The organism is Halogranum gelatinilyticum (assembly GCF_900103715.1).
Lineage (GTDB): Archaea > Halobacteriota > Halobacteria > Halobacteriales > Haloferacaceae > Halogranum > Halogranum gelatinilyticum.
In genome coordinates this window covers 312,696-333,968 of the sequence record NZ_FNHL01000002.1, presented here as the reverse complement: position 1 = coordinate 333,968, position 21,273 = coordinate 312,696, and the positions used below count along the sequence as shown (strand labels likewise).

The following is a 21,273-nucleotide window of genomic DNA, read 5'->3' as shown; positions in this document are numbered from 1 at the left end:
ACTGAGTCGGCTCAGTCGCCGTCGAACGGCCGTCGGTCGAGCAGTTCGAACAGCGGCTCGATGTCGGCGACGGTGTAATCTCGGAGGAGATCGGAGAGTGCACGGAAGGTCACCGTCTCTTGGGCGTCGACGGCCGCCAGCGCGAGATACCGCTCGCCGAACTGTGGCACGTCGGTGTTGACGACCTGCTTCTTGCCACGCTTGCCCAGCGGTCGCCAGTCGTCGGGATGCATCCCGTGCTCGTAGTCGGCCCAGTGGGTCTCCGGCACGTCGACAGCGAGGTCCTCACAGACCTGTTCGAGTCCGCGGAAGCCGCCGTAGACCCGACGGGTCTCGTCCATCAGGTCGACGTGCTGGAGGTCGAGAATCCGGTCGAGTCGGTCCCGCGGGGTCATGTCGCCGACGGCCTCGCCAGCAACCGCAGCCCGGCCGGGCAGATGCAGGAGGTCGAAGCCGTCGCCGTTGTAGGTGACGAGCCTGTCGGCCGGGCGTTCGACACACCAGTCACAGACGGCGTCGACGAGCGCGAGTTCCGATTCGGCGTCCTCGCCGTCGCGGAAACAGACCGTCGTCTCGACCGGTTCGCCGGGTGCAGGGCGAAAGCCGAGACCGACCGCGAGCAACTCGAAGTACGAGGAGTCTCTGAAGTGAGCCTGGTCGGTCGGCTCGCGGTCGGGACTGACCGTCTCGATGTCGAGTGCGAGTGTGCCGGACATGGACGGTGGGAGTCGACAGGGCTACTTGAAGCTGCCTCAGTCGGCGCGGGCGACGGATTCAGGTCCCCCGGTTCTGTCGATCGACCCGTGCCACTGCTCCAGTTCGACACGACCCTCGACCTCTCGGCCGACGAGAAACGAGCGTTCACCGACGCGGTGACCGAGTTCTACACCGACGAGATGGCGACGACTGCGGGCCACGTCGCCTGCGTCGTCCGCGAGCACGAGGCTTCAAACCTCGCGCTCGGCCGCGCCGTCGACGGGCCGCTCTTGTTCCTCAACGCCGACGTCCGCGAGGGACGGCCCTTCGAGCGCAAGCGCGCCTTCGCGCTGGCGACGATGGACTACGCCCACGCTGAGTTCGGAGTCCCGGAGCCGAACCTGAAGGTCGTCTTCTCCGAACACGAGGGACAGGACATGATGGGCGTCGACCGGGTCGGCGGCGACTGGGCCGCAGCGGAGTAGTCAGTCGACGTCGGCCACGGCTCCGTCGGCGTCCTCGCCGTCATCGCCGATCTCGGCCAGTACGCGCTCGTGGAACTCTTTCAGGACCGCCGACTCGTCGTCCGCGAGCACGACGTCCGAGGCCATCAGCGTCGCCAGGCCGAACGCCCGCGGCGACGGATAGTCGTGTTGCTGGTGGACGACCTCGATTTCTTCTGCCTGGACGGCTTCGACGAAGTCACGAATCGCGCCGACGGCGAGTTTGTCCTCCAGAATCTCTCGATAGGTTTCCTCGATGACCGCGAAGGAGTCGAGATCCTGGGCAAACGAGAGCAGCATCTCGCTTGAGACCTGCTGTTCGGCGGCGGACTTCTCGTAGCCCTTGTACCGCTTCAGAATCATCAGCGAGCGCGTCGCGTTGATGCGGAAGTAGCGTTTGAGGAGGTCGGTCCCGTCGAGTGCGGCCCGGAGGTCGCTGCCGACGGCCGCGGGGTCCAGCCCCCTGACGACGCCAGCGACGTCGACCTTCCGGTTCAGCGGCATCGACACCGAGAAGCCGTTGTCGGCGACGGCGACCTGGACGTTCGTGTTCGCCTGCTGGGCGCAGTGGTAGGCGACGAGTCGCGAGAGCCCGTCGTTGAACTTTCTGCCATAATTGGAGTGGACGTGGTAGTGCCGACGGTACTGCTCGCGGTCCAGGACCTCCTCGACGGCCAGGCGGTCGTCGGTGCTGACGCTCTCGGGACCGGCGTACTGCAACTGCTCGTCGTACATCCGCGTGATGGCACGGACGCTGTTCTCGTCCAGCGGGAAGCCCCGGAGCCAGTCGCGGGCGGCGGGGCGGCCGCCGGACTGGAGGCGCTCGACGAGGTCGCCCTGGAACGAGATGATCTCGCGTCCGAGGTCGTAGGAGAGCGGAAGCCGCTCGGAGAACCACGAGGGGACGGTCGGCCGGGCGCTCGTCCGGTCGACGTAGACCTTCGACCCGCGGCGGTAGCTGAACTCGAAGTGGTCGCCGCCGAGGACGAAGACGTCGCCCTTCTCCAGCGTGTCGAGATAGTTCTCGTCGAGGTTGCCGACCCACTCGTTGGAGCCGCGGGTGTAGACGTCGCAGGTGAAGGAGTCGGGAATCGTCCCGATGTTGGTCATGTAGATGACGCGAGCGAGTCGCCCACGCTTGCCGATGAGAGGTTCGCCCACCTCGTACTCGTCATAGTGGTACTCGCCGTCGGGGGCGTCGTTGGTGTCGCGCCAGATCTTGGCGTAGACGTTCTTGTCCTCCATGCCCTCGTAGTCCGCCGTCAGGTAGCGAAAGAGCCGGTCGAAATCGGTGTCGGAAAAGTTTCGGTAGGGGTACGCTCGCGTCAGGATGTCGCGGACCTCGGACTCCGGCCGGACCTCGTTGATTGCCATGCCGTAGACGTGCTGGGCGGCCACGTCGTAGGCGTTCTCGGGGACGAACACGCGGTCGACGAAGCCCTCCTCGGCCTTCTTGAGCATCACCGCGCACTCGACGAGCTCGTCGCGGTCGAGCGCGATGACGCGCCCCTGCACGGTCTGGCCGAGGCGGTGGCCCGCGCGGCCGACGCGCTGGAGCAACGAGGCGACGGACTTCGGCGACCCGACCTGTACCACGAGGTCGATGTGGGGCATATCGATGCCGAGTTCCAGCGAGGTCGACGACGTGACGAAGTCCAACTCGCCCGCCTTCAGTTGGGACTCGATCTCCTGGCGACGTTCCTTCGAGAGCGAGCCGTGGTGACAGCCGGAGTTGGTCTCGTCGTAGCTGTCGGGATGGTCCTCTCTGAGGTTGTGCAGGACCCGCTCGGCCCCCGAGCGGGTGTTGGTGAAGACGAGCGTGTTCGTGTGCGACTGGATGAGTTCGTGCAGTCGGTCGTAGAATCGCCCGGTCACGACGCTCCGTGGCGTGTCGATGAGGTCGTCGGTGGGACACTCCAGTCGGATGTCGAAGTCGCGGACGAACCGCGTGTCGACGATGTCGTAGTCTCGCGGGTCGCCGTCGTCGTCACGGCCGACGAGATATTCGGCCACAGTGGTCAGGGGTTCGACCGTCGCCGAACAGCCGATTCGCGTCGGCGACGTGTCGGCGAGCGCTTCGAGCCGTTCCAAGGAGACCGAGAGGTGGGTCCCGCGTTTGTTCTCCGCGAGGCTGTGAATCTCGTCGACGACGACGTACTCCACGTTCCGGAGCTTTTCCTTGAACTTCGGGGAGTTGAGCAGGATGGCCAGCGTCTCGGGCGTCGTGTTGAGGATGTGCGGCGTCGTCTCCAGCATCTTCTGGCGGTCGTTGGAGGAGGTGTCGCCGTGGCGGATGGCGTGGCGGAGCTCGACGTCCTCGCCGCGGTCGGCCAACTTCTCGGTGATGCCGTCCAGCGGCTCGCCGAGGTTGCGGCCGATGTCGTTGGCGAGCGACTTCAGCGGCGAGACGTAGAGACAGTAGACCGCGTTGTCGAGACCGTCGTCCAGTTCTCGGTCGCGGCGGAACAGTTCGTTGATGATGGCGGTGAAGGAGGCGAGCGTCTTGCCGGAGCCGGTCGGCGCGCAGATGAGCGAGTTCGTCCCCTCGTGGATCCGCGGGATGGCTCCCCGTTGCGGCGGGGTGAAGAAGCCGCCGTTGCCGGGGACGTAGTCGCCGAACTGCTCGACCCACCACTCCCGAACCGACGGTTCGAGCAGGTCCAAGACGTCCTCGTCGGCGATGTCGACGGTCTTGGCGTCGAAGTCGACGTCGGTCCCGGCCAACAGCTCCCGGCCACTCATTACCACCTCCTTTGGCCGAGCGGGTAAGTGGGTTGTGCCCGCGAACGGCGGGACGGGAGTGGGCTCGCAGGCCGTCGGCCACCCGAACGGCTTTCGGCCTCCGGGCTGTGGCCCGAACCATGCGCGTCACCTTCCTCGGCACCGGCAGCGCGATGCCCACGGCCGACCGGGTCCAGACCGGCATCCTGCTGGAGGACGGGGACCGGACCCTGTTGGTCGACTGCGGCAGCGGCGTCCTCCACCGGCTGAGCCAGACCGACGTCGGCTACGAGGGCGTCTCGACCGTGCTCCTCACGCACCACCATCTCGACCACGTCTCTGATCTCCTCCCCCTGCTCAAAGCCCGCTGGCTCGCGGGCGAGGAACATCTGGAAGTCGTCGGGCCGACGGGCACGAAAGAACTCCTCGACGGCCTGCTGGACCTCCACGACTATCTCCAAGACCGCATCGACCTCGCGGTCCGCGAGGTCCGCGCCGACTCATTCGAGGTCGCCGGCTTCGACGTCGAGGGCTACGAGGTGCGGCACTCGATGGACTGTCTCGCCTACCGCTTCGACGACGGATTTGTCTTCAGTGGCGACACCGAGGCCTTCGACGGACTCGCGCGCTTCGCCGACGGCGCGGACGTGCTCGCCCACGACTGCTCCTTTCCCGACGAGGTCGACGTCGCGAACCATCCGACGCCGACGCAGTTGGGCGAGGCACTCGCCGGCTGCGACGTCGGCCGCGTCTATCTGACGCATCTCTACCCCCATACCGAAGGGAAACACCGCGAGATGCTGGACTCGGTGGAGGCGACCTTCGACGGCGACGTCCGCTTCGCCCGCGACGGACTCCGATTCGAGATTTAGCGGCGAGTCGACGCTGTCTGCTGATTCTCGACAGCTGTCGCTCGCGGAACTGAGCTACGTGTGCTAGCATCACACACCACGTTTCCGGTGAAACGTTTCTCGCTCACAGCAGCTGAACCGAGACTGTCGAGTACGTCCTCAGAGGGCTTAGCCGTCGATTCGCGTCCCCGGCGACTCGCCCGCGAGGAAGGGAGCGATGCCGTCCGGGCCGAAGATGTGGGCGGGCGCGCCGAGGTCCAAGAGGGAACGAACCTTCGCGGCCATCCCCCCCGTCACGTCCGTCGAGTCGCTGCCGCCGAGCGCGGCGGCGACGTCCCCAAACTCCCGAATCTCGGGGACGACCTCGTCGTCCGTGTCGAGCACACCGGGGACCGTCGAGCAGAGACCGACGCGGTCGGCGTCGAGCCCCTCCGCGAGCCGGACCACGAGTTCGTCGCCGCTGACGACGGTGACACCCTCGCCAGCGTGGGCGACGACGTCGCCGTGGAGAACCGGGACGAAGCCCTCGTCGAGCATCGTTCTCACCGAGCTGAGTGGGAACGTGAGGTCGCCGTCGGCGTCGCGTGCGCCGACCGAGAAGGGGTGGACGGGCAGCGTCGGCACTTCGCGCTGGCCGAAGGCGTCGAGCACGTGGCCGTTGAGCCGCTTCATCGCGTCGTGGATGGCCAACGCACCGTGGGCGTCGTGGGTACCCGTCGTCGTACTGACGCCGTGTTCCTCGGCGTGGAAGTGGCCGTAGCTCCCCCCGCCGTGGACGATAACGAGGTCTTCGTGCTCGTCGCGCTCGTCGCTTCCGTCGGCGAACGAGTCGGCGACGGCCGTCGCCGCCGCCTCCAGTGCGGGGAGGTCCACCGTCTCGCGGCGGTCTTTGTCGGTGATGACGCTGCCGCCGAGTTTGAGGACCGTCGTCATGCGTCCTCCTCGCTCGTCTTCGTATCATTTCCGTCCTCTGCGCGGACGCCCGTCGTCGCCAACTCGGCGCGGAAGGCGTCGACACAGCCGGGTGTGTACTGGAGCGCGGTCTGCGTCTCGTCGGTCGGGTCGAGTGCGACGATGCAGCCACCGCCGCCTGCGCCTGTCAGCTTCGCCCCGTAGGCGTCGCCCGAGCGCGCCGCCCAGACGAGACTGTCGAGCGAGCGCGAGGAGACGCCCAGGGCTTCCAGCAGGCCGTGGTTAAAGTCCATCAGCTCGCCGAGCGCGTCCAGCAGGTCCTCGCTCGGCTCGCTCTCGGGGTCGGCCTCGGCCAGCAGCGTCTCGCCCTCGCGGACGATGTCGCCGATGGCCTCGACGGTGTCGGCGGCGAAGTCGTACTTCTCGCGGAGCGCGCGGACCCCGGCGACGAGTTCGCCCGTGTCGCCCGCGCCGCCGTCGAAGCCGACGACGAAGGGGAGTGCGGGCGCGTCGACGGCGCGGCAGTCGTCGCCCTCGACGCGGACCGCGCCGCCCATCGCGGAGGCGAAGGTGTCGGCGCGGGAGGCCTGGCCGTCCTGCACTTCGTGTTCGGCGCGGTAGGCACGGTCGGCGATCTCTTCCGGGTCGAGGTCGACGCCGAGCGCGCGGGTGGCGGCGTCGATACCCGCGACGACGACGGCGGCCGACGACCCGAGCCCCGCGCCGAGCGGAATCGCGCTCTCGACGGTGATGTCGAAGCCGGCGTCGGGTGCGTCGGCGGCGTCGCGCGCCTGGTCGACGGCGGCGTCGATGTAGCCCATCGCGGCCTGCACGAGCGGCCGGGGGACGTCGACGTCCGGGCCGCTGTCGGTCGACCCGGAGTATTCGACGGTGAAGCCGTCGAGGGTGAGGTCCTCGGCGACGACGCGGACGTGGTCGTCGTCTCGCGGTTCGACGGTGACGGTCGCCCGGCGCTCGATGGCGCAGGGGACCGCCGGCTCGCCGTAGACGACGGCGTGCTCCCCGAACAGATACACCTTGCCGGGGGCGCTTGAGACGGTCATACCCGGAGGAAAGCGGTGGGGGATAACAGAAGTTCCGGATGGCCGCGTGCGAGGATCCGTGGTCAGACGTGGCCGTCGGTCTCGGCCGCAGGCTCGCCGACGGCGAGGTGTGCCCGGAGCCGTCCAGTGAACCGGCCGACCGGGCGGTGAACCCCCAGCCGTCGAACGTCGGCCGCCAGTGGCCCGGCACCGACGTCCAACTCGACGCGCCCGAGTCCGAACCCGAAGCCTGCTGGCCCGACCATCTCGACTGGAGTCCGCCACAGCTGGTCGTCCTTCCGCGTGTAGGCGTCGAGCGTCACGTCGCGGCTGTGGCGACGGGTCTCGCGAACCGTGAGCGAGAGCGCGCGTTCGCCGTCCTCGTGGACGTCGACGTGCCACTCGGCACGCCTGTCACGTCTGTCCCGCCTGTCACGTCGGTCGCCTCGGTCGGCTCCATCTCCCCCCACGCCCTCGCGTCGAACCTCGACGTCGGCGACGGTCTTCGGAAAGCCCCAGACTTCCCGGCCGAGATGGCAGGAGGCCTCGGTGCTGACTGGCAGGGCGACCACGTAGCCGCCGACGCCGCCGTCGAGTCGGGGGACGCCGGCGACGGCGTGGCGAGCCACGGGGACGACGACCGCGAGTTCGTCGTACGGCTCGAAGTCGCCCGCCTGCGAGTAGGAGAGTCCCGCGACGACGACCCCGCCGCTTCGCGGGCCGAGCCGGACGGGCGTCAGCGCGTCGGGGACCACTCGGCGGAGCGCGTCCCAGTCGGCCGAGAAGAGCGCGCCAGCGACGTCGGCCTCACACCGGAAGGGCAAGTCGACCTCGCGGCCCGTAGAGAGCCGCACGGTCTCGTCGGATATCGTCACGACCGACCTGTCGGGCGACGGGAGTAAAACTCCGGGGGATGCAGCTATGTCGGCGGCGGCCGACCCCCCGCCATGGACATCGACCACGTCGCGTTCGCCCACGAGGACTTCGACACCGTCGTCGACGCGTTCGAGCGCGTCGGTCTCGACCCGGAGTACGGCGGCGTCCACGCCACCGGCACGACCCGGATGTCGCTGCTCGGCTTCGCTGACGGCTCGTATCTCGAACTGCTGTCGACGACGCCCGAGGCGGAACCCGCCGACGCTGGCTTCTGGCCCGAGTACATCGCCGCCAGCGCGGGTCCGGCCGCGTGGTGCATCGGCGTCGACGACACTCGTGAGTGGGCCAAACGCTGCATCGACGCCGGACTCCCCGTCGACGGCCCGAAGACCGCCGGACGCGAGCGCGACGACGGCCGCCGCGTCGAGTGGGACATGGTCTTCGTCGGCGGCGAGGGAGAACGGGAACTCCACCCCTTCGCCATCACCGACCGGACGCCGCGCGAGCGACGCGTGACACCCACGGAGAGCGTCGCCGACGGCCCGCTTTCCGGTATCAGCGAGGTCGTCCTCGCCGTCTCGGAGCTCGACCGTGCGGCCGAGCGCTTCCGGCGCGTCTACGGCTTCCCGACGGCCGAACGCTGGGCTGACGAATCACTCGGGGCGTCGTTGGCGACGTTCCCCGGCCAGCCCGTGACGCTGGCCGAACCGCTCGACGAGGAGTCGTGGCTGGTCGACCGCCTGCGCGCGGTCGGGCAGGGTCCCTGTGCGTATCTGCTGGGGACCGACGACCTCGACGCCGCGGCCGACACGTACGCCCTGTCGTCGCCGGCGACGTGGGGAGGCGAGTCGTCCGGCCCGACGCGGCACGTCGCGTGGCTCGACGACGACGAACTCCGGAAGCGGGTCGGCGTCGTGTCCGTTACCTGAGCGAGAGCGGCGGACATTTCACCCCGCGTCGCCGACGAGGAGATATGAACGACACCCGACGGGCCCTCCTCGACGCGCTCGCGTCCGGGCCGGTGACCGGTCCCGGACTGGCCGAGCGACTCGACGTCTCGCGGGCCGCGGTCTGGAAGCAGGTCGAAGCCCTACGCGACGAGGGCTTCGGCATCGAGAGCACGGGCGACGGCTACGTCGTGAGCGACGTCCCTCCCTACGGCGCGGCGGCCATCGAGTACGGACTGGACGCACCCTTCTCGGTAGAGTATCACGACAGCATCGGCAGCACCAACGACCGAGCGCGGGAACTCGCGGCCGAGGGAGCCGAAGACGTCGCCGTCGTCGCCGACGAGCAGGTCGGCAGCCGCGGCCGGCTCAAGCGCGAGTGGACCGCACCTTCGGGCGGCGTTTGGGTCTCGCTCCTCGTCCGGCCGCAGCGCCCGCCGGCGCACGTCCCGGTCTTCACGCTCGCGGCGGCGGTGGCGGCGACGCGTGCCTGCCGTGAGGCCGGTGTGGACGCGAGTATCAAGTGGCCGAACGACTTGCTCGTGAGTGGAACGAACGAGGGCCAGTCAACGCGGAGTGCTGACGCTGTGTCCGCGAGCGAAGCGAGCGGAGGCGACCGTGGTGGCAAGAAACTCGCCGGTATCCTGACCGAGATGGAGGGCGAGGCCGACCGCGTCTCGTGGCTCGTCGCGGGGATCGGTGTCAACGCCAACGTCGACGCCGCCGACCTGCCCGAGGGAGCGACGAGCCTCCGCGAGCAACTCGGCGAGGACGTCGACCGGCGGCTGTTCGTCCAGCGGCTCTTGGAGGAGTTCGCGGACCTGCGGGACAATCCCGACGACGTGCTCCCAGCGTGGCGTGCCCACTCGGCGACGCTCGGCCAGCGCGTGCGCGTCGAGACCCCCGGCGGCGTCGTCGAGGGTCGCGCCGTCGACGTGGAGTTCCCCGGCGCGCTCGTCGTGCGGACGGGCAGGGGCGACGTGACGGTCCACGCGGGCGACTGCGAACATCTCCGTCCTGTCTGACTCCGACTACGCGGTCTGCCCCTGTTCTCCCTGCTCAGTCTCTTCGGCTTCGCCAACCTCTCCGGTCTCTTCGACTCCTTCGACTTCTTCGTCGCCGACCCGCACGGTCATCACCGGGACGTTCGACGCGCGGACGACCTTCTCGGCGACGCTCCCGAGGAGCAGGCGGTCGATGCCGCCGCGGCCGTGGGTGCCCATGACGACGAGGTCGCAGCCCTCCTCCTCGGCGTAGCGGACGATTTCCCGCTGCGGCGACCCGTCGAGGACGTGCGTCTCGACCGGGATGTCGCGGGCGGTGGCGATGTCGCGGACCGTCGCCAGCGCGGCCTCGGCGTCGGCGCGGAGCATCTCGTCGATGCCCTCCCACGAGGCCTCCATCGGCAGTCCGGTGAAGCCCGCGGAGTTGACGACGTAGACGGCGTGGACCGTCGCACCGTGTACCGTCGCGAGGTCGACAGCGTGCGAGATCGCCCGTTCGACGCCGTCGGAGCCGTCGGTCGGGACGAGAATCCGGTCGTAGAGTGCCATGGTAACTCACCGCACGATAGCCGGTCGGCCGTATTAACTCTTCGCGCAGTGGCGGCTGTCAGAAGGAGAGACGCCGCCGACTCAGAGCACGACCCGCTTCACGTCGGCGTGGCCAGCGCGTCGGACGACCGCGCGGACGAGGTCCCGCGCGCCAGCGAGGTTGTCGGTGTCGCCGTCGAGGACGAGCAGTTTGGCGTCGCGTCCGGGTTCGACGAGTCCGCAGTTCAGCTCCGCGATCTCCGCGCCGTTGACCGTCGCCATCCGGAGGACTTCTTTCGCCGTCGCGTCGGTCAGCTTGTTCGCGAACTCCATCTCGCGGAACATCGACGGGCTGTTGAGCATCACGTTGTCGGTGCCGAGCGCGACGGTCGTGCGGTCCAAGAGGTCGCGCAGCGGCGGGACGCCGACGTTCGTGACGAGGTTCGAGCGCGGGCAGACGACGATGGGGATTCCCTTGTCCTCGACGCGCTCCAAGTGGAGGGGCTTGGGGTGGACCATGTGGACCAGGAAGTCCGGATCGAGGTCGAGCGCGGGGTTGATGTCGGCGGAGTCGCGCTCCCCGGCGTGGATGCCGAACAGTTTGGCCGCGCCGCGTGTGGCGTTGCGGAGATAGTCGAAGTCCGCGTCGCGGGCACCGCTCGCCCCGAAGCCGTCGGCGGCCTCCATCGCGGCCTCCGTCTCGCGGCCGAGGACGACGCCCTCGATGTCCAGCCCGTCCAGCGCGTCGTGGATGGCGTCGACACCGTCGACACCGCCCTCGCGGAACTCGAGGAAGGCGGCCTGGCCACCGGCCTGCATATATTCGAGCGAGCGACGCATTGCCGCGATCTTCTCCTCGGCACTGGCCTGTCGGAGCAAGCGGTGTTTCAGCCCGTCGGGTGGCGCGACGAGGTCGTCCAGCGAGAGTCCCGCACCGGCCTCCTTGGCGATGGAGTCGCCGATGTGGGTGTGGGCGTTGACGAACGCCGGGAGGATGACGTCGGTCGACTCGACCGACGCTTCCTCGATTTCCATGATCGTCCCGTCCTCGACGACGACGCGTCCCTCGACCGGCTCGAAGTCCCGGCCGCGCAGGACGGTTCCCTCCAGTATCATCGTCCTGAGAACGAAGCGCGAACGGCTTGAAGCTCTCGAAGCCGCCCAACGACTCGTCTCGACGTCGTCGCGCGGTCGTCGCAAGCACGCTTGGACCCGCTATTCGAACTGGTCGAGCGTCGTTCGGTGGCCGGTGCGCACGTAGTTGACGAGCGCGCCCTCGATGTCGAGACCGAGCGCGTCGACAGCGGCCTCGCCCACGTCGTCGGCGACGTCGCCGGGTGCGTAGACGCCGAGCCGCCACTGCTGGCGTTGGGCCGTCCGCAGCGCGTTGACCAGCGGCGACTGGCGGTCGAGCCGCCGGACGTCGCCGTTGACCATCACCCGCGAGGATGACTCCTTCATCGACGGCTCTGCGGGTACGTCGATGATGACCGAGTCAGGCTCGACGCCGACGTCGTTGGCGACGTCGCGCTCGATTTCGCGGATCTCCTCGTGCGGGAGGTCGAGCACGTCGTCCGGCACGTCCTCGCGCTCGGCCCAGACGCCGCGCTTGTAGAGGTCGCGCTCGTCGAGGCGGCGCGCGAGTTCCGTGGTACGCCCGGTCATCCGCAGGCTGGCGAGCAGGTCGTGGTCGTCCATCCGCCGGAGTTGGTCGGCGGAGATGTCCGGCTCCTCCAGCAGTCGCTCGGAGGCACGGCGGAGCATCGCCTTCGAGAGACGGGCGACGTGGTGCTGGTAGACGGTCGGATTCATCAGTGCCCGCGCGAGCAGCAGCGACTCGGCGGTCTGGACGTTGCCTTCGTCCAAGACGAGCTGGCCGTCGACGAAGGTCAGTTCGCGGACGAGCCGTCCGGTGTCGATGGTGCCGTAGGGGACGCCGGTGTGGTGGGCGTCGCGGACGAGATAGTCCATCCGGTCGACGTCCAGTTCACCCGAGACGAGTTGGCCGTACTGCCCCTCGCCCGCGACGAGGTCGGCGACGGCAGCGGGGTCGAGGTCGTGCTCGCGGAGCACGTCGCCGACGCGGCCACTCGCCAGGAGTTCCGCCACGTCGTCGTGGTACTTGCCCGTGTGGCGGTGGGTGAGTGCCTCGATGTTGTGGCTGTAGGGTCCGTGGCCGACGTCGTGCAGCAGGGCGGCGGCGCGGATCCGCTCGGCCAGCACGCCCTCGATGCCGAGATGCGAGAGCACGCGGTTCGCGAGATGGTAGACACCGAGGCTGTGCTCGAAGCGCGTGTGGTTGGCGGAGGGGTAGACGAGTTGGACCGTCCCCAGCTGCTTGATGTGCCGGAGCCGCTGCATCTCCGGCGTGTCGAGGAGGGCTTCGGCGACGCCCCCGACCTCGATGTGGTCGTGGACGCTGTCCTTGATGGTGAGCATGGGGGTGGGTTTGGCGTTCTCGGATAAAAACCGTGGGAGCAACCGTCGCCGTCAGACGAGGACAGCGAGGTTGAGCACGAACAGCCCGACGAGTGCGAGACTCCCGAGAGCGAGCAGTGCCCGTTCGAGCGTCGAGAGCGACGTAATCGTCTCGGTGAGAGTTTCGAACCGACCCGGCGGCCCGTCGTAACCGAGCGTCGACTCGGCGCAGTGCGTACAGAGGTGTCGAACCTCGGCCGCGGTGTAGGCAGTTCGCGTCTGATCGCCGATGAAGTGGTCGTCCGTCGCTTCAAGACCGATGCCGACCGGGAGCGCTTCGGCCGGTTGTAACTCGTGTCGACAGTTGCTGCAGGTGACCGTCTCGTACTCGACCGAGCCGTGGACGGTCTCGACCTCGTGTGTCTCTGCGGGTGCTTCGGTGGAGGGCATCGCTTGCGAGTGCTTTCGCCTGACGATGACAAAAGCCCTCGGAGCGTCGCGAAGTGCTACTCGGTACGGCCGAGACGGACGCCGAGCACGTCGCGAGCGGCGTCGGCGACCCGGTCGACGTGCTCGCGTTTCGTGTAGACGCCGAGTCGCCACTGCGCGCGTTCGGCGTCGCGGAGCGCGCCGACGAGTTCGGAGGCCTCCTCGAGCCGCTGGACGACGCCGCCGACGACGACGCGGGCGTTCGACTCCTTGAGACTCGGCCGGGAAGGGACGTCGACGACGACCTCGATGGGGTCGATACCTGCCGCGTCGGCGATCTCGCGCTCGGCGGCGCGTTCGTCCTCGTGAGAGCAGTCGACGACGTCGACCGGAACGTCGGCGAGGTCGGCCCAGACGGCGCGTTTGTAGAGGTCGCGGCGTTCGATGCGGCGGCCGAGTTCGGGGACGTGCTCGCGGAGCGCGACGAGCAGGTCGTGGTCGGCCATGCGCTGGAAGGTCGCGATGTCGACAGTGTCGTCGCGAGCGATGAGCCGCTCGGAGGCGCGTTCGAGCATCGCCCCCGCGATGCGCGAGACGTGGTGGCGGTAGACGATACCGTTCATCAGCCCGCGGGCGAGCAAGAGGGATTCGGCGGTCTGGACGTTGCCCTCGTCGAGCACGAGTTCGCCCGCGCTGTACCGGAGTTCGCGGACCAGCCGTCCAGTGTCGATGGTGCCGTAGGGGACGCCGGTGTGGTGGGCGTCGCGGACGAGATAGTCCATCCGGTCGACGTCCAGTTCGCCCGAGACCAGCTGGCCGAGTTCACCCTCGCCGCGGACGTGGGCGGCGACGCGCTCGGGGTCGAGACCGTGGTCGACGAGGGTGTCGCGGACTGTCTGGGTGGCGGGTTCGCCGTTCGGGTGGCCCGCTTCGGGGTCTGTGAGGAGCCACTCAATCTCGTCGTGGTGTAGCCCCGTGTGGCGCATGATGATGTGCTCGGTCTGGTGGCCGTAGGGACCGTGGCCGATGTCGTGGAGGAGCGCGGCGGCACGGAGATGGTCGGCGCGGTCGCCGTCGATACCGAGATGTGAGAGGGCCTGGGAGGCGAGATGGTAGACGCCGAGCGAGTGCTCGAAGCGGGTGTGATTCGCAGAGGGGTAGACGAGCCGGACGGTGGAGAGCTGTTTGATGTGGCGGAGTCGTTGGAACTCGGGGGTGTCGACGAGGTCCTGGGCGAGCGGGTCGAGCGAGATGTAGTCGTGGACGCTGTCCTTGACGGCGGTCATAGACGTGGTGCGTGGTGTCGGGTGTTTGGTGTTTCGGAACGGGGAGAGAGGTTATGCTGTCAGCAGACCATAGTGTGCGGTGACCGTGACCAACAACCCTGCGGGGCTTTTCGTCATCTTCGTCTTCCTCGGCGCAGTCGTCGGGTCGGTGCTATTCGTCGCAGCGGCGTTCCTCCTCGAGCGTCGGGTCCGCCCCTTCTCGCGGGCGCTCACCTACGTGGGTGCGGGGGTCGGTGTCCTCGCTGCGGCCCTCGTCGTCGCCGCCTCCTTCCTCGCGCTCGACGTCGGCATCGTCGTCGGCGTCATCGTCGTCGGGGCCGCCGGGATCCTGTGGGTGCTCCCGTTCGGACTGGCCCGCTGGGTGTTGGTCCGCCGCGGCCTCGACGGTCAGCGAGCACTCCGGTACGCCGCCGTCGGCCTGCCCGTCGCGCTGGTCACCTCGCTGTTCGTCGTCTTTGGCGACTTTCAGCGGTACAACATCACCTTCCTCACGGGCACCGAAGCCGTCGTGGCGTGGACGGTGCTGGCACTCGTCGTCTTCCTGGGACCGACAGCCGTCGCGCTCGGGGTGGCAAAACTCCGGACGTGAGTGTGTCGTGGCACCACGGAGAGGGGCAGATACAAACCGCCCCGCGGACAACCACGGGGCAATGGTCACCTTTCTCGCGGGCGGGACGGGCACGCCGAAGCTCCTCGACGGCGCGGCAGACGTGTTCGACCCCGCCGAGACGACCGTCGTCGGCAACTCCGGCGACGACGTCGAACTCGGAGGGCTGCTCGTCTGCCCCGACGTCGACACCGTGCTCTTTCACGGCGGCGGCGTCCTCGACACCGACCGGTGGTGGGGCATCGCCGACGACACCACCGAGACGAACGCCGAACTGCACCGCCTCGCCGACGCTGCGGGGTTCGAACCGGGGCCGCGCTACCTCGACGACGAGGCACAGGTCGCGGGCCGCGACATCGCCCGCTGGCGACGCTTCTCGGGCGTCGCGGAGTTCATGGAGATCGGCGACAAGGACCGGGCAGTTCACGTCACCCGAACCAGCCTCCTCGACGAGGGCAACTCGCTGACCGAGGTCACACGCATCCTCGCGGACGCCTTCGACCTCGCGGTCGACCTCGTCCCGATGTCGGACGACCCCGTAGCAAGTATCATCCACACCGACGAGGGCGCGATGCATTTCCAGGAGTTCTGGGTCGCAGAGCGTGCTGCCCCCGCCGTCGAGGACGTGGAGTTCCGCGGGGCCGACGAGGCCCGCCCCTCCTCGGAGACCCTCGACGCGCTCGCCGACCCGGTCGTCGTGGGCCCCTCCAATCCGGTGACGAGCATCGGCCCGATGCTGGCACTGCCGGGCGTCGAGCGAGCACTCCACGAGACGCCGGTCGTCGCCGTCTCGCCGTTCGTCGAGGACGAGGTGTTCTCCGGGCCGGCAGCGAAGCTGATGGAGGCTGTCGGCTACGAGGCGAGCACGGCGGGCGTCGCGGAGGCCTACCCCTTCGCCGACGCGTTCGTCCTCGACACCGCGGACGGGACCGAATTGGACCGGCCGGTCGTCCGGACCGACACGAAGATCGACGGTCCCGCGGACGCCGAGCGGGTCGCGCGCGCCGTCGCCAAGGCGTTGGCCGAATTGACCGACTCAGCCGGGGCGGAGGCCGCTTGATGGCCGGGTTCGAGCCGCGGCTCGCGCTCGCCAGCCTCTCCGGCGAAGCCGACGCGGCGTGGGCACGGGCGGGGAGTGAGTACGCCGGAGCCGCCTTCCTCGGCGGTATCGCACTCGACGACGCGTCGCGAGCGGCGGCCCGCGAACTCGTCGCCCGCGACCGCGACGAGTTCCTGCCCGACGACCCGCTGGCCTTCGTCGACAGCGAGCTCTCAAAACTCGCCGATTCGTCGCTCACCGTCGGCTTCAACGTCCGAAGTGCCACGGTCGGCCCCGTCGCCGACGCCGCGGCGGTCTGTGCCGACCACGACGCGATACTGGAAATCAACGCCCACTGCCGGCAGGAAGAGCTGTGCGCCGTCGGCTGCGGCGAGTCGCTACTGCGCGACACCGACCGCCTCGCCGAGTACGTCGCCGCCGCAGTCGACGCCGGTGCGACGGTGAGTGTGAAGGTCCGCGCCGAAGTCGACGGCGTCGACCTCGTCGAGACGGCGGAGGCGGTCGAAGCCGCCGGTGCAGACCTCATCCACATCGACGCGATGGATTCGGAATCCGTCGTCGGCGACGTCGCCGACGCGACGGGCCTGTTCGTCGTCGCGAACAACGGCGTCCGCGACGCAGCGACCGTTCGAGAGTATCTCGAGTACGGCGCGGATGCGGTGAGTGTCGGGCGGCCGAGCGACAATCCAGCCGTCCTCCGGCGGGTCCGTGCGGCCGTCGACGGCTGGTTCGCTGGCGGGGGCGAGGACCGACCGGAACCGGAGGCGTCGCCGTGACGGCGACGAGCGACCGCGACTTCTCGCCAGCCGAACACGCCGAACTCGCGCTCCTGCTCGAAGTCGCGGGGACGCCCAAACCCGGCAACGTCGACCGCACGCACGACCTGGACGACCTGCGGTTCGAACATTTCCTCGCCGGGTCGGTCGGCTCGCGCCGCGGTCTCCAGTTGGCCGAGGAGGGCGCGCGCGTCGGCGAGGCGTTCGAGCACGGCGTAGCTGGGATGAGCCAACAAAGAGGGGGAAACACGCAGTTCGGCTGTCTGCTCTTACTGGTGACGCTCGTGAGAGCCGCCGCGAGCGACGACCATGAGTTGACGCCTGAAGGTGTGACCGCAGTCGTCGAGTCGACCACCGTCGCCGACGCGGCGGACTTCTACCGTGCCTTCGAGCACGTCGACGTCGCGGTCGACGACCCCCCGGCGGACGCCCCCGACCTCGACGTCCGCCGCGGGGCTGGGGCGATTCCGACGCTGGAGGAGCGTGGACTGACCCTCGCCGACGTGATGGCGATGAGCGAGGAGCGCGACGGCAACGCCCGCGAGTGGACCGGCGGCTTCGCGCGGACCTTCGCGACGGCCGAGTCCATCCTCGCGGACGACGGCCCGGTGCTGGACCGCGCCTCGCGGGCCTTCGTCGACCTGCTCGCCGAGGAACCGGACACGCTCGTCGCGACCCAGCACGGTCCCGAGGTCGCACGCGAGGTCAGCCGACGCGCCGCCGAGGTGCAGGGCGACCCCGAGGCCGTCGAGCGACTGGCCGACGAGTTCGTCGCCGAGGGACTGAACCCCGGGACGACGGCCGACATCACCGCCGCGGCACTGTTCGTCGCGCTGGAGCGGGGGCTTCCAGTATGAGCGAGACTGGAGACTGGCCCGTGGAACTCAGGGGCGTCACCGAATCAGTCGTCGCCACGCTCGGGCCGAACGACTTGTGGAACTTCGCCGCGTTGGGGTTGCACGCGCCGAGCGAGAACGGAGCGCCGGTGACGGCGACGACGTGGGGCAACACCCGAACTCGCCGAAACTTTCACCGGCAAGGCGGCGGCGTCGTCCAGTTCACGGGGGACCCCAGAGAGTTCGTCGCGGCCGCCCTGACCATCCACGAGCGAGAGGAACCGACGCTACCCGGCGCGGACGCCTGGGTCGAGGTGGAGGCCACGCAGGTCGACGCAGGTTCCGAGGGCGGGACGCGCTGGGAGCGGTGGGAGCTTCGGCCCGTCGAGAGCGCGGTCGTCCGCGAGTCCGTGCCGACCATCAACCGGGGCTTTTCGGCTGTCGTCGACGCGACCGTCGCCTGTTCGCGGCTGGACGTGCCCGCCTTCGACACGGCGGTCCTCGTGAACCGATTGGAGTACTTCGCGGAGACTGTCGAGAAGTGCGGCGGGCCGCGGGAGGCCGAGGCCTTCGAGACCCTCTCCGAGGAGACCGAGTGGCGGAGCTACCGCGAGCAGTAGGCTGGAGCCGACACGGAACGAATCGTTTTAGTGGCTCTCTAGGGAACTGTTGGACATGGCAATCAAGCCCAAGTACGTCAAGCAGATGGGGACTCTCCTGCTGGAGCGGTACCCGGAGGCGTTCAACACGGACTTCGAGACGAACAAAGAGAACGTGAGCAAGCTGACGAACGTCGAGTCGAAGCCGGTTCGTAACCGCATCGCGGGCTACGTCACGCGGAAGAAGGGCGGCGCGACGGTCGAAGCGTAATCGGTCTGGTCTCTCTCAGTTCTCCCGAAGCGAGCGTGCAGTGACGACAGTGTCGTCGTCGAGTCGTGGCGAGACGAATCAGCGAGAAAGACGACAGCTGAAACGACGTCAACGAAGAAGCCGCCAGCGAGAACAGCACCGACGTCGGCCGCTCAGTAGTCGTAGTCGCTCTCTTTGATCTGGACGTACTTGCCGTTGCGGTACTTGAACTTCGTCTTCTGGTAGCCGCCGACGAGGCGGGCCGCGCTCAGCCCCGCGCCGAGTTTCGAGGTGTTGAACAGTTTGTAGCCGTCGTCGTCGGCCTTGAGCTTGTTCGCGGTCTTGAACGCCCAGTCCCACTTGTCGGGACCGTAGCCGCGGACGCACTCGGCCATCGCGACGTTGCGCAGGACTTCGTCGCCGATGGCGTCCTTCCACCGCTTGTTGTACTCGCTCAGGTCGCCCTCGCCCGCAAGTTCGCCAGCGATTGCGCCCGTGCGGACCGCGACGTGGTCGCCGCCCTCGTGGAACGCCGAGGTGGCACCCATCGCGCCGCCGGTGACGGCGATCCCGGCGTCGACCGGCGAGTCGATGGGTCGCGTCGAGGAGATGGGATACGTCTCGGTCCCCTTCGACTTGCCGCGGTCTTCGACGACCGGGAAGTCCTCGTCGATGTCGTACTCGTCGCCCCAGAGATGTTCGAGCAGCCGTTCGATGTAGACACTCCCAGAAGGAATGCGTTCGTCGTCCTCGTGGAGCAGCGCGTACTTCTCGCGGTCTTCGACCTCGTCGATGTCCATCCCGATGGGCATCGTCAGGCCCACGCGGGCGACGTTGTTGTCGTTCGGGAAGACCCACGGATAGGCCGTATGGCCGGGCATATAGCCCCACCAGAACATGATGGCACCGGCGACCTCCTCGAAGACCTCCTCGGGGAACTCGCGGTGTTCCTGGTAGGCGATGTGGTTGGCCTTTACCGAGGCCATGATTTCCGAGGCCTGCTTGTCACCCGGCAGGAACCGGTCGAGCACCTTGTTGGTGACCGTGCGCTGGGGACCGTCGGCGAGGACGATGAAGTCCGCACCGACCGTCGACTTGTCGGCGAGCGTGAGGACGTGTCGGGGGTCGTCCTCGGTGCCGGAGGCCGTGAGGTCGGTCTCGACGTCCTTGACCGAGGCCTTGACCCGATATTCGGCACCGGCGTCCTCGGCGCGGTCGCGGAGGAAGTCGTCGAAGCGGGCGCGCTGCATCGCGTACCCGAAGTGGTCGTACGACGACTCGATGCCGGTCGTCCGCATCGTCAGCGATTCGTTCGGGCCGATGAACTCGGCGCGGTCCAACTCGTGTAAGACGACGTCGTCGGGGAACTCGTCGGGGTGGATACCCATGATGTCGACCCAGTAGTCGAGGATACCCGCCGCGTCAGTCGAGTCCGGTCCCAGTCGCTCGCGGTCCGCGCGCGGAACGCCCTTCTCGAAGACGAGGGCGTCCGCACCGGCCGTGGCGGCGGCGTGTGCCGCTGCGGACCCGGCAGGCCCGCCACCGACGATTGCCACGTCAACGCGCTTCATACTCTGTTACCGGCAGCACTGGGCTATTAAAGGTCCGGAACGTCGCGTCGCCGCGGGGTTCTGTCCTCCGCGCGCGGTCAGTCACCGAGGAACGGGACTCCGGCCCGCGCGCCGTAGCTCTCGACGAGCGTGGCGGCGACGATGGCCGTCGCGACGAGACCGGGCACCGCGCCGACGACGAACGCGACCTCCTTCGAGACGACGAGCGCGAGACCGCCGACGAGCACCGGGCCGAGGACGCCGCCGACGCCCTTCGCCGTCGTCCGCAGCCCCATCAGTTCGGACTCGCGGTCGGCGGGCGCGACGTCGCCGATGAACGCCAGCGCGCCGGTCGTCATCGCCGAGAACGACGCGGCGATGAGCAGGAAGGCGACGACGGCGACGGCGAACCGCACGGTCGGCGACGCCGGGAGTGTCGCCGCCGCGGCCACCAGCGCGAACAGCGCGCTCCCGGCCATCCCGAGCGTGATGAGCCGTTTGCGTCCCGTGACGTCGGCGACACGGCCGAAGAGGAGCATGAAGACGGCCTGTCCGCCGGGGTTGAGCGCGAGGACGACACCCATCAGGAACGCCGAGAGACCGAGCGACTGCGGGAGGTAGACCGGCATCAGCGACATCACGCCGAGGACGGTCATGTTCCGGAGCGCGAGCGCGACGTAGAGCCATTTGAGTCCATTTGTCTCCAGATGGGCGCGGTCGCCGACGGCGGGGAAGAGCCGCTCTCTGACCTCGCTGGCGACTTCGGCCACGGTCGGGTCGGCGTCCGGTTTGGGGGCGTTGTCAGTGAGGAAAACGACAGCGATAGTGGAGACGAGACTCACACCGGCGATGACGAGAAACAGCGAATCCGGAACGAAGAGTCCGAGCAGCGCGCCCGCGGTGAGCTGGCCGCCGGTGAAGCCGACCGCGCGAGCACTGTTGAAGAAGCCGACCGCACGGCCACGGCCAGAGTCGCCGCCGCTCGCGCTGACGACGGTGAGCATCACGGGCGGGAACGCGGCGGCAAAGGCGGCGTACAGCCCCCGGAGGCCGACGAACGCCCACGTCGCCTCGACGGCGACGAGCGGGAGGACGGCCAGCGTCGCGCCGACGCCGGTCGCGACGAGGACGGCCCGGCGGCGGCCGGTCACGTCGGCGACGGCCCCCCAGAAGGGGGCAAAGAGCATCATGCCCGCGAAGTACGCGGTGTAGACGAGCGCGGCAGCGAGGTCCGAGCCGCCGCCGTCACCGATGTAGAAGCCGAGTGCCGTCCCCATCAGGATGCCGCTGCCGAAGCGGGTGGCGGCGGCGACGGTGACGACGAGGCGGTCGCGAAGGGTCACTGTCGGGGGCTACGGTAATCGGCCCTAAACGTCTCTCG

22 protein-coding genes are annotated in these 21,273 nt (G+C 68.7%); 10 read left to right on the top strand and 12 right to left on the bottom strand.

The genetic code is table 11. The annotated features are described in order from the left end of the window. Positions 1-11 precede the first annotated feature (11 nt). Entirely contained in the window at positions 12-716 is a 705-nt protein-coding gene (locus tag BLR57_RS08245; protein ID WP_089696530.1) for a hypothetical protein, read from the bottom strand. Between the two features lie 87 nt (positions 717-803). Here BLR57_RS08245 and BLR57_RS08240 point away from each other — a divergent pair, with 87 nt between their 5' ends. Next, entirely contained in the window at positions 804-1,181 is a 378-nt protein-coding gene (locus BLR57_RS08240; RefSeq protein WP_089696527.1) for a tautomerase, read from the top strand. Here BLR57_RS08240 and BLR57_RS08235 read toward each other — a convergent pair whose 3' ends face one another. After that, positions 1,182-3,941 (bottom strand): ATP-dependent helicase, encoded by a 2,760-nt coding sequence (locus tag BLR57_RS08235; protein WP_394327569.1) that lies wholly within the window; start codon positions 3,939-3,941, stop codon positions 1,182-1,184. It abuts the gene before it with no gap. A gap of 119 nt (positions 3,942-4,060) precedes the next feature. Here BLR57_RS08235 and BLR57_RS08230 point away from each other — a divergent pair, with 119 nt between their 5' ends. Beyond that, positions 4,061-4,792, top strand: a complete 732-nt coding sequence (locus BLR57_RS08230) for an MBL fold metallo-hydrolase (RefSeq protein WP_089696520.1) — start codon at positions 4,061-4,063, stop codon at positions 4,790-4,792. Positions 4,793-4,939: 147 nt separating this feature from the next. Here BLR57_RS08230 and BLR57_RS08225 read toward each other — a convergent pair whose 3' ends face one another. From BLR57_RS08225 to BLR57_RS08215, 3 genes are all read right to left on the bottom strand, one after another. Beyond that, the gene (locus BLR57_RS08225) at positions 4,940-5,704 is read right to left on the bottom strand and encodes an isopentenyl phosphate kinase (protein WP_089696517.1); all 765 of its coding nucleotides are present in this window, start codon (positions 5,702-5,704) and stop codon (positions 4,940-4,942) included. Beyond that, complete coding sequence (gene mvk / locus BLR57_RS08220) at positions 5,701-6,747, bottom strand: mevalonate kinase (RefSeq protein ID WP_089696514.1); 1,047 nt, start codon at positions 6,745-6,747, stop codon at positions 5,701-5,703. The genes BLR57_RS08225 and mvk overlap by 4 nt, the downstream gene beginning before the upstream one ends. 62 nt (positions 6,748-6,809) lie before the next feature. Then, positions 6,810-7,601 carry an acetoacetate decarboxylase family protein gene (locus BLR57_RS08215; protein WP_170830590.1) on the bottom strand — a complete coding sequence of 264 codons (792 nt, stop codon included), beginning with the start codon at positions 7,599-7,601 and terminating at the stop codon, positions 6,810-6,812. A 72-nt stretch (positions 7,602-7,673) separates the two neighbouring features. Between BLR57_RS08215 and BLR57_RS08210 the strand changes: the two genes are divergently transcribed. Together BLR57_RS08210 and BLR57_RS08205 are read left to right on the top strand one after the other, a co-directional pair. Continuing rightward, entirely contained in the window at positions 7,674-8,531 is an 858-nt protein-coding gene (locus BLR57_RS08210; protein ID WP_089696508.1) for a VOC family protein, read from the top strand. Between the two features lie 44 nt (positions 8,532-8,575). Further along, a complete protein-coding gene (locus BLR57_RS08205) occupies positions 8,576-9,574 on the top strand; it encodes a biotin--[acetyl-CoA-carboxylase] ligase (RefSeq protein ID WP_089696505.1) in 999 nt (332 codons plus the stop codon). Positions 9,575-9,580: 6 nt separating this feature from the next. On the opposite strand, the gene BLR57_RS08200 is transcribed toward BLR57_RS08205, so the two are convergent. The 5 genes from BLR57_RS08200 to BLR57_RS08180 form a co-directional block, all read right to left on the bottom strand. After that, a complete protein-coding gene (locus tag BLR57_RS08200; protein WP_089696503.1) occupies positions 9,581-10,102 on the bottom strand; it encodes a universal stress protein in 522 nt (173 codons plus the stop codon). A gap of 81 nt (positions 10,103-10,183) precedes the next feature. After that, the gene (locus tag BLR57_RS08195; protein ID WP_089696500.1) at positions 10,184-11,197 is read right to left on the bottom strand and encodes an amidohydrolase family protein; all 1,014 of its coding nucleotides are present in this window, start codon (positions 11,195-11,197) and stop codon (positions 10,184-10,186) included. A gap of 99 nt (positions 11,198-11,296) precedes the next feature. After that, positions 11,297-12,520 (bottom strand): HD domain-containing protein, encoded by a 1,224-nt coding sequence (locus tag BLR57_RS08190; protein WP_089696497.1) that lies wholly within the window; start codon positions 12,518-12,520, stop codon positions 11,297-11,299. 51 nt (positions 12,521-12,571) lie between these two features. Next, positions 12,572-12,949: a hypothetical protein gene (locus tag BLR57_RS08185; RefSeq protein ID WP_089696493.1), complete on the bottom strand. Its 378-nt coding sequence runs from the start codon at positions 12,947-12,949 to the stop codon at positions 12,572-12,574. A gap of 56 nt (positions 12,950-13,005) precedes the next feature. Next, positions 13,006-14,214, bottom strand: coding sequence for an HD domain-containing protein (locus tag BLR57_RS08180; RefSeq protein ID WP_089696489.1), 1,209 nt, complete (start codon positions 14,212-14,214; stop codon positions 13,006-13,008). Between the two features lie 79 nt (positions 14,215-14,293). Here BLR57_RS08180 and BLR57_RS08175 point away from each other — a divergent pair, with 79 nt between their 5' ends. The 6 genes from BLR57_RS08175 (at position 14,294) to BLR57_RS08150 (ending at position 18,363) form a co-directional block, all read left to right on the top strand. Further along, positions 14,294-14,803, top strand: a complete 510-nt coding sequence (locus BLR57_RS08175; protein ID WP_089696487.1) for a hypothetical protein — start codon at positions 14,294-14,296, stop codon at positions 14,801-14,803. A 61-nt stretch (positions 14,804-14,864) separates the two neighbouring features. Then, complete coding sequence (gene cofD / locus BLR57_RS08170) at positions 14,865-15,881, top strand: 2-phospho-L-lactate transferase (protein ID WP_089696484.1); 1,017 nt, start codon at positions 14,865-14,867, stop codon at positions 15,879-15,881. Further along, positions 15,881-16,657, top strand: a complete 777-nt coding sequence (locus BLR57_RS08165; RefSeq protein ID WP_089696482.1) for a tRNA-dihydrouridine synthase — start codon at positions 15,881-15,883, stop codon at positions 16,655-16,657. Before cofD ends, BLR57_RS08165 begins: the two co-directional genes overlap by 1 nt. Beyond that, positions 16,654-17,514 carry a triphosphoribosyl-dephospho-CoA synthase gene (locus tag BLR57_RS08160; protein WP_089696479.1) on the top strand — a complete coding sequence of 287 codons (861 nt, stop codon included), beginning with the start codon at positions 16,654-16,656 and terminating at the stop codon, positions 17,512-17,514. The genes BLR57_RS08165 and BLR57_RS08160 overlap by 4 nt, the downstream gene beginning before the upstream one ends. Further along, positions 17,511-18,113 carry a DUF447 domain-containing protein gene (locus BLR57_RS08155; RefSeq protein ID WP_089696476.1) on the top strand — a complete coding sequence of 201 codons (603 nt, stop codon included), beginning with the start codon at positions 17,511-17,513 and terminating at the stop codon, positions 18,111-18,113. Before BLR57_RS08160 ends, BLR57_RS08155 begins: the two co-directional genes overlap by 4 nt. Before the next feature lie 55 nt (positions 18,114-18,168). Further along, positions 18,169-18,363, top strand: a complete 195-nt coding sequence (locus BLR57_RS08150; RefSeq protein WP_089696472.1) for a 30S ribosomal protein S17e — start codon at positions 18,169-18,171, stop codon at positions 18,361-18,363. Between the two features lie 152 nt (positions 18,364-18,515). On the opposite strand, the gene BLR57_RS08145 is transcribed toward BLR57_RS08150, so the two are convergent. After that, on the bottom strand, positions 18,516-19,913 hold the full coding sequence (locus BLR57_RS08145) for an NAD(P)/FAD-dependent oxidoreductase (RefSeq protein ID WP_089696467.1): 1,398 nt from the start codon (positions 19,911-19,913) through the stop codon (positions 18,516-18,518). Positions 19,914-19,990: 77 nt separating this feature from the next. Next, complete coding sequence (locus BLR57_RS08140; RefSeq protein WP_089696463.1) at positions 19,991-21,235, bottom strand: MFS transporter; 1,245 nt, start codon at positions 21,233-21,235, stop codon at positions 19,991-19,993. Positions 21,236-21,273 lie beyond the last annotated feature (38 nt).

Coding starts and splice junctions, on each gene's coding strand:
- BLR57_RS08245 (WP_089696530.1), bottom strand. CDS start 716: ATGTCCGGCACACTCGCACTCGACATCGAGACGGTCAGTCCCGACCGC.
- BLR57_RS08235 (WP_394327569.1), bottom strand. CDS start 3,941: ATGAGTGGCCGGGAGCTGTTGGCCGGGACCGACGTCGACTTCGACGCC.
- BLR57_RS08230 (WP_089696520.1), top strand. CDS start 4,061: ATGCGCGTCACCTTCCTCGGCACCGGCAGCGCGATGCCCACGGCCGAC.
- BLR57_RS08225 (WP_089696517.1), bottom strand. CDS start 5,704: ATGACGACGGTCCTCAAACTCGGCGGCAGCGTCATCACCGACAAAGAC.
- mvk (WP_089696514.1), bottom strand. CDS start 6,747: ATGACCGTCTCAAGCGCCCCCGGCAAGGTGTATCTGTTCGGGGAGCAC.
- BLR57_RS08210 (WP_089696508.1), top strand. CDS start 7,674: ATGGACATCGACCACGTCGCGTTCGCCCACGAGGACTTCGACACCGTC.
- BLR57_RS08205 (WP_089696505.1), top strand. CDS start 8,576: ATGAACGACACCCGACGGGCCCTCCTCGACGCGCTCGCGTCCGGGCCG.
- BLR57_RS08200 (WP_089696503.1), bottom strand. CDS start 10,102: ATGGCACTCTACGACCGGATTCTCGTCCCGACCGACGGCTCCGACGGC.
- BLR57_RS08195 (WP_089696500.1), bottom strand. CDS start 11,197: ATGATACTGGAGGGAACCGTCCTGCGCGGCCGGGACTTCGAGCCGGTC.
- BLR57_RS08190 (WP_089696497.1), bottom strand. CDS start 12,520: ATGCTCACCATCAAGGACAGCGTCCACGACCACATCGAGGTCGGGGGC.
- BLR57_RS08185 (WP_089696493.1), bottom strand. CDS start 12,949: ATGCCCTCCACCGAAGCACCCGCAGAGACACACGAGGTCGAGACCGTC.
- BLR57_RS08180 (WP_089696489.1), bottom strand. CDS start 14,214: ATGACCGCCGTCAAGGACAGCGTCCACGACTACATCTCGCTCGACCCG.
- cofD (WP_089696484.1), top strand. CDS start 14,865: ATGGTCACCTTTCTCGCGGGCGGGACGGGCACGCCGAAGCTCCTCGAC.
- BLR57_RS08165 (WP_089696482.1), top strand. CDS start 15,881: ATGGCCGGGTTCGAGCCGCGGCTCGCGCTCGCCAGCCTCTCCGGCGAA.
- BLR57_RS08155 (WP_089696476.1), top strand. CDS start 17,511: ATGAGCGAGACTGGAGACTGGCCCGTGGAACTCAGGGGCGTCACCGAA.
- BLR57_RS08150 (WP_089696472.1), top strand. CDS start 18,169: ATGGCAATCAAGCCCAAGTACGTCAAGCAGATGGGGACTCTCCTGCTG.
- BLR57_RS08145 (WP_089696467.1), bottom strand. CDS start 19,913: ATGAAGCGCGTTGACGTGGCAATCGTCGGTGGCGGGCCTGCCGGGTCC.